The organism is Pseudomonas sp. Pseusp3 (assembly GCF_047304225.1).
Classification (GTDB): Bacteria; Pseudomonadota; Gammaproteobacteria; order Pseudomonadales; family Pseudomonadaceae; genus Aquipseudomonas; species Aquipseudomonas fluorescens_CD.
In genome coordinates, this window is sequence record NZ_JBGLYV010000004.1 from 98,659 (window position 1) to 112,001 (window position 13,343).

Sequence of the window (13,343 nt, forward strand, 5' to 3'; positions counted from 1 at the left end):
TTGAGCCTAACAACCGACCCGGGCCCTGACACTGTCCAAACTCACCAGAAAAGTTCTCCGATAGCGCCACGCCTCGATGCAAAAAAACACCACGGACCAATGTGGGAGCGGGCTTGCTCGCGAAGGCGGTGTGTCAGTGAAATCAATGTTGACTGACACTCCGCCTTCGCGAGCAAGCCCGCTCCCACAGGGGGGATCTGCGGTGTTCTTTCAGGCGGGGTAACCGGTGATTTTGCGGATGCTTTGGTACAGCGGCTTGAGCTGTCGATACATACGCAGGTAGACCTCCTTGTACAGTCGCTCATAGATCTGCTGCGCATCGGGTTGCGGCATGAATACCGCTCCGACCCGGGTCATGGCGGCCATCGCCGTGGGGAAGTCCGCGTGCAGCCCCAGCCCTACCGCGCAGCAAATGGCCGCGCCCAGCCCGGACGCTTCGTAGACATGCGGACGCTCGGCCGGCAGGCCGAAAATGTTCGCCGTGAGTTGCATCGCGGCATCACTCTGGGAGCCACCACCGGCGACGCGCAAGCGCGTGATGGAGACCCGCGAACGTTTCTCGATCTTCTCCATGCCCTGACGCAAGGCATACGCCAGGCCTTCGAGGATCGCCCGGTAAATGTGCGCGCGGGTATGCACGTCACCAAAGCCGATCATCGCGCCCTTGGCTTCCACACCCGGCTCGCGGATGCCGGGCGACCAGTAGGGTTGCAGCATCAAGCCCATGGAGCCCGGCGGCACGGCGTCGACCAGCGCATCGAAGAGTTGCTCAGGCTCCACGCCCTGGGCTTTGGCCTGCTGCATTTCCCGCAGGCCGAACTCGTTCTTGAACCAGCTGACCATCCAGTAGCCGCGATAAATCATCACCTCGCAGTTGTATTGATCCGGCACCGCCGACGGGTAAGGCGGAATCAACGGGACGATTTCCAGGTAGCGCGACCGGGTACTGGTGATCGTCGCCGTAGTGCCGTAGGAAAGGCACACGGTGCCGGCGTCGACGACGCCGGAACCCACGACTTCGCAGGCCTTGTCGGCGCCCGCGGCGATCAGCGGCAACCCCTCGGGAATACCGGTGTGGCGGCTGGCCTCGGCGCTGATGTAGCCGAGGGTTTCACCGGGCTTGTGCAGGCTCGGCAGTTGCTCGGGACGCACCGCCAGCGCCTGCCATTTCCAGTCGGCGGGTGCGGCCCATTTCAGGCGTTTGAAGTCGAAGGGCAAGTAGCCGACGCAACACCCCACGGAATCGACAAAGCGCCCGCACAGGCGATGGGTGAGAAACCCCGAGAGCAGCAAAAACTTGTCGGTTGCCGCCCAGACCTCAGGCTGGTGGCGGGCGATCCAGTTGGCCTCGGCCTGGGCGCGAAAGTAGTCCACCGTGGCTTGCGCGCCGACCAGTTTGAACAGCCAGCCCCACGGTCCCTTGATACCGCCTTCGACTTCGGCCTGGCGTTGATCGAGCCACAAAATCGCCGGTCGCAGTGGCTTGCCCTGGGCATCGACGTTGATCACCGTGCCGCGCTGGGTGGTCAGGGATACACCGGCAATCTGCGAGCGATCGATGCCGGTTTGCTGCCACAACTGCTGGCAGGCCTCACCCAGTTTTGCCCAGTAATACTCCGGGTCCTGCTCGGCCCAGCCGGGTTGAGCCGAGTAGTAGGCCTGCAACTCGACCTTGCCTTTGCCCAGCAGATTGCCCTGCAGGTCGAAGAGCAGCGCGCGCACGCTCTGGGTGCCATTGTCGATGGCCAACAGGTAACGCTTGTTCGGGTGGTTATCCATGGAACTCTCTTCAATGGGCATCAATGCGCGGCATCCGGCAAACCATGATGGCGTTGCCACAACGCCAGGTAGCGCTGCTGTTCCTGCTGCCAACGCTCATCGTCCCAGCCCAGCCGCGGCTGGCAGAGTCGGCGAATCGCCGGCCAGTAATCTTCGGCGCCTCGAGGCAGCAACAGGCCAATGCGGGTGCGGCGCAGCAGCAGGTCATCCAGGTGCAGGACCATTTCCGTATCGCAGGCAACGGCCAGCTCTGCCCACAAGGTGTCAGTGCCGCCGACGGTGTCATGGCCCAGTTCGACAAGCAGCTTCGCCAGCCTCGGCAGGTCACGGCCATGCCGCCCGGCCAGGCGCCGCCACTGGTTGGCGCTGAGCCCCGGGATCGCCAGCGGCGGCACGACGGCGAACACCGGCGCGGCGTCGTCATTGAAGGGCCGGTCGAGCATGTTCGCGCAGGCCTTGAGCACTTCGATCGCCTGCGGGCGAAAGGTGGTCAGCTTGCCGCCGGCCAGGGTCACACAACCCGGTTCCTGCCACAGCACATGTTCACGGGTTTCATTCGAGGGCTTGAGTTCACCCGCAGCACTGCCCACCACCGGGCGCACGCCCGACCAGGTCGACAGCACGTCGGCGGCGACCACCTCGGCCTGGGGGAACTGTTGGCTGCAGGCAGCCAGCAGATAGTCGAGTTCCTCGGAGCTGATGCTCGCGCTTTGGTCGAGATCGCCGTGATGATCGAGGTCCGTGGTACCGACCACCGTGGCACCCTCCCAAGGGAAAACGAACACCGGTCGACGGTCGCGCTCGTGCAGAAAGGTGAAGGCTTGTGCCACTGGCAGGCGCCAGCCCGGCAACAGCAAATGACTGCCACGCAACGGGCGCAACTGGCGAGGGGCATCGGACGGGCGCAAGCGCTCGGCCCACGCGCCGGTGGCCACGGCCAGCACACCGCAACGCAATGTCAGTAGTCCGCCACCCTCGCAGTCCTCGACCTGAACGCCGCAAACGCGCCCCTCTTCACGCAGCAATCGCTGCACCCGCATACCGTTGAGCACCACGGCGCCGTCGGCCCGGGCCTCGCCCAATACACGCATCACCAGCCGGGCATCATCGGTCAGCGCATCGACAAAACAGGTGCCGCCCAGCAGGTCATCTTCCTTCACCCCAGGCGCCAGATAACGCAGTTGTTGCGCGTCGTGGAAGCAATGGCTGCGCCGCCCGGCCAATGCGTCATAGATGGACAGCAAACCACCCAGCACCCGTGGTCCGGGAAAACCGCCACGGTAATGCGGCATCATGAAACTCATCGGTTCCACCAGCCCCGGCGCTTCGTCGAGCAGGCGCTGGCGTTCGCGGACCGAATCGCGGGTCAGGCGCCACTGGCCCTTGGCGATGTAACGCAAGCCGCCATGGACCATTTTCGAAGAGCGGCTGGAAGTGCCCCAGGCAAAATCGCGCTGCTCCAGCAGCAGGCAACGCCACCCACGGCGCGCGGCTTCGCGCAGGATGCCGGCGCCGCTGATGCCGCCGCCGATGACGATCAGGTCCCAGGTTTCATCCGCCAGCGTCGGCAGCACCTGCTGTCGCCACGCCGCGTTCCAGTCCAGGCTCATGGCCGTCACTCCTGCAACAGCGTGCCAGGGTTCAGTCGCCCGGCCGGATCAAAATGCCGACTCAGTGCCTGCAGGGTTTCCATTGCCAGTGCGCCCTTTTCCCGGCGCAGGTACGGCGCGTGGTCCTTGCCCACGCCATGCTGGTGGCTGATGGTGCCTTGGTTGTCGACGATGGTCTGGCTGGCCGCCTGCTTGAGTGCCTGCCAGCGCGCCAGGGTGGCGGGGTAGTCCGCTGCCGGGCGAAACACATAGGTGGTGTAGATGCTCGATCCTTCGCCGTAGACATGGGAAAGGTGGGTGAAGACATGCACCCGCTCGCCTTCGGCAGCCAAGGCGTCGCGCAGGCTGTTTTCGATGAGCGTGAGGAGGTTATCGACGTTGCTCCAGTCAGTGGCCGTTTCCAGGGTGTCCACCACGTAACCTGCATTCCACAGGTTTTCGCGCAGGTAGGGAAAACGAAAACGGTTCTGCGCCCACTTCTTGCCGAGCAAGGTGCCGGTAAACACCCCGCCGAACGCCTTGAGGTGCTGCCGGGCCTGACGCAGGGACAGCGCATTTTGCCGACGGTTGCCGGTCACGCCGAACGTCAGCAGGCATTTGCCCTCACCGGCGCCGCGCAGGGCCAGGTACTTTTCCAGCCAGGCGATCTGTTGCGGGTGACCGGCCAGCGCCAGCTGGGTTTCGGTTTCCACCGCGTTGGACAAGCGCAGCATCGACAGCGGCACGCGCGCCTGGGCCAACTGGCGGATGGCTTGCAGCGCCTTGGGCCAATCGGGCAGAAACACCCCATAGAAACGCTCATCGGCGGGCAGTGCGCTGACCCGTACCTTCACCTCGGAAATGATCCCGAATCGACCCTCGCAGCCCAACACCACCTCGCGCAGATCAGGGCCGGCCGCCGAGGCCGGGAAGGAGGGAATCTCCAATGGGCCGGCGAAGGTTTCCAGGGTCCCGCCGGCGAACAATTGCTCGATTCGCCCATAACGCAATGACTGCTGGCCACTGGAACGGCTGGCGACCCAACCGCCCAGGGTCGACAGCTCCCACGACTGCGGGAAATGCCCCAGGGTGTAACCCCGGGCGCGCAGCTGACTTTCCACCTGCGGTCCAGTGGTGCCGGGGCCAAAGGTGGCCAGTAGACTCTCTTCGTCGAGATCCAGCAGGCGATTCATGCGAGCCAGGGAAACCGTCACCACCGGCCGCGCGGAACTCGGCGGGTTGATGTGACCGGCCACCGAGGTGCCGCCGCCATAAGGAATCAGGCACAGGTCCTGTTCATGGGCGAGCAGCAGTAACCGGCGAATCTGTTCAGCGCTCGTGGGATAGGCCACGGCGTCGGGATAATTCCCCAGCGCGCCCTCACGCAACGCCAGCCAGTCCGGCAGGCTCTGGCCCCGCGCATGCAACAAACGATCATGGGCATCCACGCTGTACAGGAAGTGTTGCTGCAACCGCGACGGGGGTACGCGGGCCAATGCCGTCTCAAGCGTCGCATCGGGCAGCGCTCGACCGTCACCCACCCGCCGGGCGAGAAAACTCGCGCCCTGGGCCGGCAGTTCGACCACCGTGGTTGCATCTCCCCAGCCGTTCCAGCGTCGCATGCGTGTGTCCTTTTGCGGTTCTGATCAGTGATATTTCAGGCCCCCATACTAGTGCGCCGCCCGAAAGTGTCACGGTCGCATCCGGCCAGTTCGAGTAGCCAATTGAGTCAAACGTCGCGCAAGCGTCAGCCATTTACTTTAGCCGTGGTTTCAAATTACCTTTCAGGGCATTCATCCGCGCACGCGGGCCTTGATCAAAGGAAACGATCATGCAATCCCTGGGCTTCACTTCAGTTCCGCCGCTGCTCAAATACCTGCGTCATGCCGAACAACTGGGCATGGCCATCGAGCCTGCGTTGGCGGCTGCCGGGTTGCAGGCACAGCAGTTGAGTGACAACAGCCTGCGGTTGCCGGGTGAAGCCCATGAACGGCTGCTCGATTATTTCTGCGAACACTCGGGCGATGCGTTGTTCGGTCTCAACGCCGCGCGTTTCGTGTTGCCCAACTCCTGGAGCGTGCTGGGTTACATCACCATGAACTGCGCGACACTGGGCGACGCCATGAGCCGCATCACGCCGTTCGAAAAGCTGGTGGGAGACATGGGCGTGAGCCGCGCCGAGGTGCAGGACAGCGGCGTGCACCTGATCTGGACATGCCGCCACCAACGCCCGCGAATTCGCCGGCACCTGGTGGAAAACGTGCTCGGCTCCTGGCTGCAATACGCGCGCTGGATCGCCGACACGCATATGTCGCCGGCCGCCGTCTGGCTGGAACATGCCCGTCCGGCCGACACGACGCTGGCACAGTACGAGCAGTTCTTCGACTGTCCGGTACTGTTCGACCAGCCTTACTCGGCGCTGATTGTCCCATTGCCGTATTTGCAGTTGCCATTGCGCCAGGCCGATGCGCAATTGCTGCGCACGCTGGAAGAACATGCCCTGGGATTGATGGCCACACTGGAGGACGCGTCGCTGGAACAACGGGTCAAAAACATCCTGCGCCAATTGCTAAAGGAAGGTCTGCCACGCAAGGAGCAGGTGGCCGAGCATCTCACCGTGTCAGTGCGCACGCTGCAACGCCAGTTGCATCAGGCCGGTACGTCGTACCAGCAGATCCTTGATGATCTGCGCCAGGAACTGGCCGAGCATTACCTGCTCAACAGCACCCTGCCGATTCAGGACATCGCCCAATACCTGGGTTTCACCGAACCCCGCTCGTTTCACCGCACGTTCAAAAGCCGGCGCGGGATGCCGCCCGGCGAGTTTCGGCAAACCCACCGGGTGTCGAACGAAAGCTAAAGGCTCAGAGGCTGATCGCATTGGTGAACACCAACCGATTGCCGAACGGGTCGGCGATGGTCATGTCCTGGCTGCCCCACGGCATGGCCTGAATCTGTGGATGGGAAAAGCTGTATTGCTTGGCCAACAGTTGCTGTTGAAACGCCTCCAGCTCATCCGCCTCGATCCGCAGTGCAGAACCCGGCGTGCTGTCGCCATGGTGTTCGGACAAGTGCAGCACGCATTCGCCACGGGAGATTTGCAGGTACAGCGGGAAGTTCGCTTCGAATCGATGCTGCCAGTCGATCTTGAAACCGAGGAAGTCGACGTAAAACTCCACTGCCTTGGCTTCGTCGAAAATACGCAGGACCGGAGTGGTTTTGCCGAAGCTCATCGGATTGCCCCCAGACGGTGAAAGACCTGTGGGAGCGAGCTTGCTCGCGATGGTCGTTAATGATGACGCGTGTCTACCGGGTAAACGCTGCGCTCTTTTGTCCATCGCGAGCAAGCTCGCTCCTACAGAATACGTAACCGAACAATGAATGGTTGTCAGGTTTGATATCAGTCCTTCGGCGCGGAAATGCCAATCTTTAATTTCAAAGTGCCATCACTGTGACACAGTCCTCGAAACTCACTCGAACCCCGTACGCAAATCCCCTTCCCTAGCCAGGAATCGCCCTTCTCTGCGCCCGTTGGCCTGGCCATCACGGTAACTCAACACACCGTTGACCCATACGCCCTCGATGCCTTGCGCCGCCCGCTGTGGATCGTTGAAATCGGCGACATCGCGGATGGTTGCCGGATCGAACAACACCAGGTCCGCCCAATGACCTTCGCGAATTTCACCACGCGCCTTCAAACCGAAGCGGGCCGCCGACAGCCCGGTCATCTTGTGCACGGCGGTGTGCAGCGGAAATAGCCCTACGTCACGGCTGAAATGTCCGAGCACCCGGGGGAATGCGCCCCACAAGCGTGGGTGTGGGAACGGGTCTTCCGGCAAGCCGTCGGAGCCGACCATCGACAGCGGATGCGCGAGGATTCTGCGGACATCGGCTTCGTCCATCCCGTAATAAACCGCGCCGGCCGGCTGCAGTTGGCGGGCCGCGTCGAGCAGCGACAGGTTCCATTCGGCGGCGATGTCCATCAGGTCGCGGCCGCCCATTTCCGGATGCGGGGTCGACCAGGTGATGGTGATGCGGTGGGCATCGGTCACCTGCTTGAGGTCCAGGGTCGATGAGCTCGCGGCGTAGGGATAACAGTCGCAACCGACCGGGTGGGTCTTCGCCGCCTGTTCAAGAGACGCCAGCAACTGCGGACTACGCCCCCAGTTACCGGCGCCGGCGCATTTGAGGTGGGAAATGATCACCGGGCTTTGTGCATGGCGACCAATCCGGAACGCCTCGTCCATGGCCTCCAGCACCGGTTCGAATTCGCTGCGCAGATGGGTGGTGTAGACCGCTCCGAATGCCGTCAACTCTTCGGTCAGCTGCATCACTTCATCGGTCGATGCCGAGAAGGCGCTGGCATAGGCAAGGCCGGTGGACAAGCCCAAGGCGCCGGCTTCGAGGCTTTCACGCAGTTGCTCGCGCATCGCGCTGATTTCATCGGCCGTGGCGGTGCGAAACAGGTCGTCCAGATGATTGCTGCGCAACGCCGTATGGCCGACCAGTGCGGCTACGTTCAACGTGGTATTCGCCGCTTCGACCGCCGTGCGGTAGTCGCGGAAGGTCGGATAAACGAACGCCGCGGCCGTGCCGAGCAGGTTCATCGGATCCGGCGGATCGCCGCGCAAACTCACCGGCGACGCACTGATCCCGCAGTTTCCGACGATCACCGTGGTCACGCCCTGGCTGAGCTTGGGCAGCATCTGCGGCTGACGAATCACCACGGTATCGTCATGGGTGTGCACGTCGATGAAACCCGGCGCCAGCACCTGGCCCGCTGCGTCGATTTCTTCGTTTGCGTGGGCATCGCGCAAGTCGCCGATACGCTCGATGCGCCCATTGAGAATGGCCACGTCGGCGGGGTAACCGGGGCTGTTGCTGCCGTCGATGATCAGGGCGTTGCGAATCAGCGTGTCGTACTGCATGTCAGTCTCCCAGCGGCAAGTGATCGTCGCCGCCGCGGTATTCGTCCAGGGCGAGTTTGATCCGCCGCAGACGTTCTTGATTGTCTTCAGGATTGGCCAGGGCCAGCTCGGTGGCGAGCACGTCGATGGCCAGCAGCATGCCGTAGCGCGCTGCCGTGGGTTTGTAGATGAACGAAGTTTCGGCACTTTGCAGGGGCAGGACGATGTCGGCCAGTTGCGCCAGCGGTGAACCCGCGAGCGTAATGGCCAGAATGCGGGCGCCATAGTTGCGCGCCAGCTCCACCGTTTCGATCAACTCCGGGGTGATCCCGGTCAGCGAGCAGACAATCACCACCTGTTCAGCGCTGAGGCTGGCGGCGGTGACGCGCATCATCACCGCATCGTGGCACGCCGTAATCGGATAGCCGAGGCGCACCAGGCGCACTTGCAGTTCGTCGCTGCACAGGGTCGAGCAGCCGCCCATGCCAAAAGCGTGAATCATCCGCGCCTTGCCCAGCAGTTTCACCGCATCGGCGAAACGCGACTCATCGAACGCCGCCAGGTGCTGGCGCAAGGTCGATTCGATGTCACTCACGATCTGTCCGTAGAACGCCGACTGCTCGGGCGTGCCCGCCGGGTCGAGAAACCGGCTGCCGACGCCGCTGGCCTGGGCCAGTTGCAAACGCAAATCGCGCAAATCCCGGCAGCCGACCGTGCGGGCGAAACGCGACAGCGTGGCGGTGCTGACCTCTGCCCGCAGCGCCAGTTCATCGAGGCTGGCGGAGGCGGCAAATCCTACGTCGTCGAGCATCAGGCGGGCGATGCGGCCTTCACCGGCGCTGAAGGAATCCTGACGGGCGCGGATCTGGTAGAGGATGTCCATGCGGGTGGCTCCGGCTAAATCAGGTAAGAAAGGCCAACGGTCAGTCCGAAGGCAACGACCGAGATCAACGTCTCGAGCACGGTCCAGGTCTTGAAGGTTTGGGCAACGGTCATGTTGAAGTATTCCTTGATCAACCAGAAACCGCCGTCGTTAACGTGGGAAAAGATAACCGACCCGGCGCCGGTCGCCAGCACCAGCAGCTCCGGATGGGGATAACCCAGACCAATGGCTACGGGTGCGACCACACCTGAAGCGGTCGTCATGGCCACAGTGGCAGATCCGGTGGCGATGCGCATCAGCGCGGCAAACAGCCAGCCCATCAACAGCGGCGACAGATGAAATTCGTGGGCCAGACCAACGATCTGGTCGGTGACGCCAGCATCCACCAGAATCCGGTTCAAGCCACCACCGGCACCCACCAACAGCGTAATGCTCGCGGTCGGCGCCAGGCATTCGTTGGTGAACTTGAGGATCGATTCACGGTTGAAGCCCTGCGCCAGGCCGAGGGTCCAGAAGCTCAGCAATGTGGCGAGCAACAGCGCGATCACCGAGTTACCGATGAACAGCAGGAACTGGTTGAAGCCGCTGCCCGGCGTGGAAATCAGATTGGCCCAGCCGCCGATCAGCATCAGCACCACCGGCAACAGGATGGTTGCCATGGTGATGCCGAAACCCGGCAGGCTGTCGCGGGGTTCACGCTCCAGGAACTGGCGCTCCAGCGGGTTTTCCGCCGGCAATTGAATACGCGGCACGATGAATTTGGCGTACAGGGGACCTGCAATGATCGCGGTCGGAATGCCGATCAGGATCGCATACATCAAGGTCTGCCCCACCGACGCCTGATACACCTGTACCGCCAGCATCGCCGCCGGGTGCGGCGGCACGAGCGCATGCACCACCGAGAGCCCGGCGACCATCGGCAAGCCGACCATCAGGATTGATACACCCACGCGCCGCGCCACGGTAAAGGCAATCGGCACCAGCAAGACGAAACCGACTTCGAAGAACAGCGGCAGCCCCACCAGAAACGCGATGCACACCATCGCCCAATGCGCGTTCTTCTCGCCAAAACGGTCGATCAGCGTGCGCGCCATCTGCTCGGCGCCACCGGACTCGGCCATCATCTTGCCGAGCATGGTCCCCAACGCCACCACCAGCGCGATGTGCCCCAGGGTTTTGCCGACACCCGCCTCGTACGCCCCCACCACACCGGAGGGTGGCATCCCGGCGACCAGCGCCAGGCCGAGGGAAATCAGGGTGATGACAATGAACGGATTGAGCCGGTAACGAGCGATCAGAACGATCAGCGCGATGATGGCAACGGCGGCATACACCAGCAGCCAATAGCCGAAGGACGGGGTCATGCGGTACTCCTCGAGAGGGTCACGTCGAAATATTTGTGAAACTCTTAAAACATTTCGGTCGGTGATTTTCAAACGAGGTGAAAGTAATTTTCGTGCACGGATAAGAGGTGTCGTACAGAGACATGGCGTGTCGCGAATTATGAAAGTCGGCCGTACGAATTTTCATCGCCGAAAGACAGATCGTTCCCACGCTCAGGGTGGGAACAATCGAATGGCTGAGCTCAGTCGTGCTGCATCCGGGCGCGCTTGAGCAACTTCTTGCAACGCTCGGACAAATGCAGCACACGCAAGTGCTTGCCAGCCTTGGCGTAGCGCTCGCGCAAGGTGCCCAGCGCAGCGATGGCCGAGTAATCGACAAAACTCAGATGACGACAATCCAGAGTCACTTGCAGCGGGTCATTGGCCGGATCGAACTGATTGAGAAAGGGTGTGGTCGAGGCGAAGAACAGCGTGCCATGCAGCCGATACAGCTTGCTGCCGTCGTTCTCCAGATGACTGTCGGCATACAGCTGGCGGGCCTGCTGCCAGGCAAAGTTCAGCGCCGCAATGATGATGCCGCAGAGCACCGCAACGGCCAGATCGGTGAACACGGTAATCACCGTCACCGCGATGATCACCAGCACGTCGTTCAGCGGCACTTTGTTCAGCACCCGCAACGACGCCCAGGCGAAGGTCTGTTGCGACACCACGAACATCACCCCGACCAGCGCGGCCAATGGAATGCGCTCGATCAGCGGCGACAGAAACAGGATGAACAGCAGGATCGACACCCCGGCCACCACTCCGGACACGCGCCCGCGACCGCCGGAACTGAGGTTGATCATGGTCTGGCCGATCATGGCGCAACCGCCCATGCCACCGAACGCACCGGACACCAGATTCGCCGCCCCCAGCGCCACGCACTCGCGATCCGGGTAACCACGGCTCTCGGTGATTTCGTCGGTGAGGTTGAGGGTCAACAGGGTTTCCAGCAACCCGACCAGCGCCATCAGGATCGCGTAGGGCGCGATGATCCGCAGGGTGTCCAGATTCCATGCGATGTCCGGCAGCGCCAGCGTCGGCAAGCCACCGGCAATGTGCGCCATGTCGCCCAGGGTGCGGGTCGGCAGGCCGAGCAGGTACACCGCCAGGCCCACACCGAGAATCGCCACCAGCGCCGGTGGCACCGTACGGGTCAGGCGCGGCATCACATAGACAACGGCCATGGTCACCGCGACCAGCCCGAGCATCATGTACAGCGGCGTACCGCTCAACCAGGCCTCACCACTCTTGAAGTGCTCCAGTTGCGCCAGGGCAATGACAATCGCCAGGCCGTTGACGAAACCGAGCATCACCGGATACGGCACCATGCGCACCAGCTTGCCGAGCTTGAGCAGCCCGAACGCGATCATGATCAGTCCGCCCAGCAACACCGTGGCCAGCAAATACTGCACGCCGTGTTGCACCACCAGTGCGACGATCACCACGGCCATCGAGCCGGCCGCACCGGACACCATGCCTGGTCGCCCGCCAAACAGCGCGGTCAGGGTGCAGATGATGAATGCGCCATAGAGCCCCATCAGCGGATTGAGATGCGCCACCAGCGCGAAAGCGATGCACTCGGGCAACAGGGCGAAGGAAGTGGTAAGTCCGGCCAGGACATCGTCGCGTAGACGTTTTGCTTTCATGGGGAACCGCACACTGGGAGAGACGAGAAATGAGTGTGCGGATGTTACGGAATCGAGGGCGGACCGGCCATCATCTGTGTCATCGAAAATGCCTTCGCGAGCAAGCCCGCTCCCACAATTGATCGCGCTTCGTCAGAAGGAATGCGGCCGAATGTGGGAGCGGGCTTGCTCGCGAAGAACGATGACGCGGTCTAAAGCGAACTCACACCATCTCGTCGCGAATCCACTCCACCACCGACGTGCGCTTCGGCACCCAGCCCAGCAGCTCCCGCGCCTGCTTGCCGCGCACCCGGCTGTTGGAGCCCAGGCCATAGTTGGCCATTTCATAGCCCCACTCGGCTTCGGCGTCCTTGAGCGGCCAGTCTTGCGGCTCGCCCAGGTTCAGCGCCCGGGCCATGGCGGTGGTCATGTCGATGAACGACGCTTCACCGCTTTCGACGAAGTAGAAGGTGCCAGGCACGTTTTCAGTCAGCGCCAGCAGGTACAGCGCCACCACGTCCTCGATGTGCACATTGGACCAGATGTTCCGGCCCGTGCCGACATGGCGTACAACGCCGCTTTTACGCGCCTGTTTGAGCAAGCGCGGCAATTGCACGCTGTCGCGATGGACGCCCAGGCTGTGACCGTAGATCAGCGTGTTGCAGATCACTGCCGAGTTCACCCCGTCCATGGCCGCCGCCAGGATCAGGTTGTCGATGGCCACTCGCGCCGCCTTGTCGACAGTCGGCTCCGGCAGGTTGTCTTCGAAGTAGATGACATCACTGGATTTGCCACCCGAGGCATCACCGACAATGCTCGAACCGCTGGTATGCAGGAACACTTTGCCGGAACCGCGCAAGGCATCGAGCAATGCTTGCACCGCACCACGATGATCGCTGCTGGCGGCGTTGATCACCGCGTCGGCAGCCAGCGCCTGATCGGCCAACAGGGCGGAGTCGTCGAGGGTGCCGATCACCGGTGTGATGCCCAGTGCACGAAGTTCATCCGCTTGTTCGGCGCTGCGTACCAGACCAGTGACGTTGTAGCCGGCCTGGACCAGCCCCGTGGCGATGGAACCGCCGATAAAACCGGCAGCACCGGTAACGAATACGTTCATGGAGAAACTCCCTGCGTTGATAAGTGATGCAAGGAGTATCCAGCAGCGATCCCTGGCG

At 62.6% G+C, this 13,343-nt stretch carries 10 protein-coding genes; 1 reads left to right on the top strand and 9 read right to left on the bottom strand.

Annotated elements, in window-relative coordinates; all coding sequences use genetic code 11:
• Positions 1-210 precede the first annotated feature (210 nt).
• From ACCD00_RS02755 to ACCD00_RS02765, 3 genes are read right to left on the bottom strand one after another with little or no spacing between them, the layout of a single operon-like run.
• On the bottom strand, positions 211-1,779 hold the full coding sequence (locus ACCD00_RS02755; RefSeq protein ID WP_413421688.1) for an FGGY-family carbohydrate kinase: 1,569 nt from the start codon (positions 1,777-1,779) through the stop codon (positions 211-213).
• Between the two features lie 20 nt (positions 1,780-1,799).
• Positions 1,800-3,389 carry a glycerol-3-phosphate dehydrogenase/oxidase gene (locus ACCD00_RS02760; RefSeq protein ID WP_413421690.1) on the bottom strand — a complete coding sequence of 530 codons (1,590 nt, stop codon included), beginning with the start codon at positions 3,387-3,389 and terminating at the stop codon, positions 1,800-1,802.
• Between the two features lie 5 nt (positions 3,390-3,394).
• A complete protein-coding gene (locus ACCD00_RS02765) occupies positions 3,395-4,990 on the bottom strand; it encodes an FAD-binding oxidoreductase (protein WP_413421692.1) in 1,596 nt (531 codons plus the stop codon).
• A 209-nt stretch (positions 4,991-5,199) separates the two neighbouring features.
• Between ACCD00_RS02765 and ACCD00_RS02770 the strand changes: the two genes are divergently transcribed.
• Positions 5,200-6,228 (top strand): AraC family transcriptional regulator, encoded by a 1,029-nt coding sequence (locus ACCD00_RS02770; RefSeq protein WP_413421694.1) that lies wholly within the window; start codon positions 5,200-5,202, stop codon positions 6,226-6,228.
• Positions 6,229-6,232: 4 nt separating this feature from the next.
• Here ACCD00_RS02770 and ACCD00_RS02775 read toward each other — a convergent pair whose 3' ends face one another.
• The 6 genes from ACCD00_RS02775 to ACCD00_RS02800 all read right to left on the bottom strand — a co-directional run bounded on the left by ACCD00_RS02775 (position 6,233) and on the right by ACCD00_RS02800 (position 13,285).
• Positions 6,233-6,601: a glyoxalase superfamily protein gene (locus ACCD00_RS02775; RefSeq protein WP_413421696.1), complete on the bottom strand. Its 369-nt coding sequence runs from the start codon at positions 6,599-6,601 to the stop codon at positions 6,233-6,235.
• 237 nt (positions 6,602-6,838) lie between these two features.
• Positions 6,839-8,296 carry an N-acyl-D-amino-acid deacylase family protein gene (locus tag ACCD00_RS02780; RefSeq protein ID WP_413421698.1) on the bottom strand — a complete coding sequence of 486 codons (1,458 nt, stop codon included), beginning with the start codon at positions 8,294-8,296 and terminating at the stop codon, positions 6,839-6,841.
• Position 8,297: 1 nt separating this feature from the next.
• Positions 8,298-9,158: a MurR/RpiR family transcriptional regulator gene (locus ACCD00_RS02785; protein WP_085719039.1), complete on the bottom strand. Its 861-nt coding sequence runs from the start codon at positions 9,156-9,158 to the stop codon at positions 8,298-8,300.
• Between the two features lie 14 nt (positions 9,159-9,172).
• Positions 9,173-10,522: a GntP family permease gene (locus tag ACCD00_RS02790; RefSeq protein ID WP_413421701.1), complete on the bottom strand. Its 1,350-nt coding sequence runs from the start codon at positions 10,520-10,522 to the stop codon at positions 9,173-9,175.
• Between the two features lie 221 nt (positions 10,523-10,743).
• Positions 10,744-12,189 carry a SulP family inorganic anion transporter gene (locus tag ACCD00_RS02795; protein ID WP_413421703.1) on the bottom strand — a complete coding sequence of 482 codons (1,446 nt, stop codon included), beginning with the start codon at positions 12,187-12,189 and terminating at the stop codon, positions 10,744-10,746.
• A 202-nt stretch (positions 12,190-12,391) separates the two neighbouring features.
• Positions 12,392-13,285, bottom strand: a complete 894-nt coding sequence (locus tag ACCD00_RS02800; protein WP_413421705.1) for an NAD-dependent epimerase/dehydratase family protein — start codon at positions 13,283-13,285, stop codon at positions 12,392-12,394.
• Between the last annotated feature and the right edge of the window lie 58 nt (positions 13,286-13,343).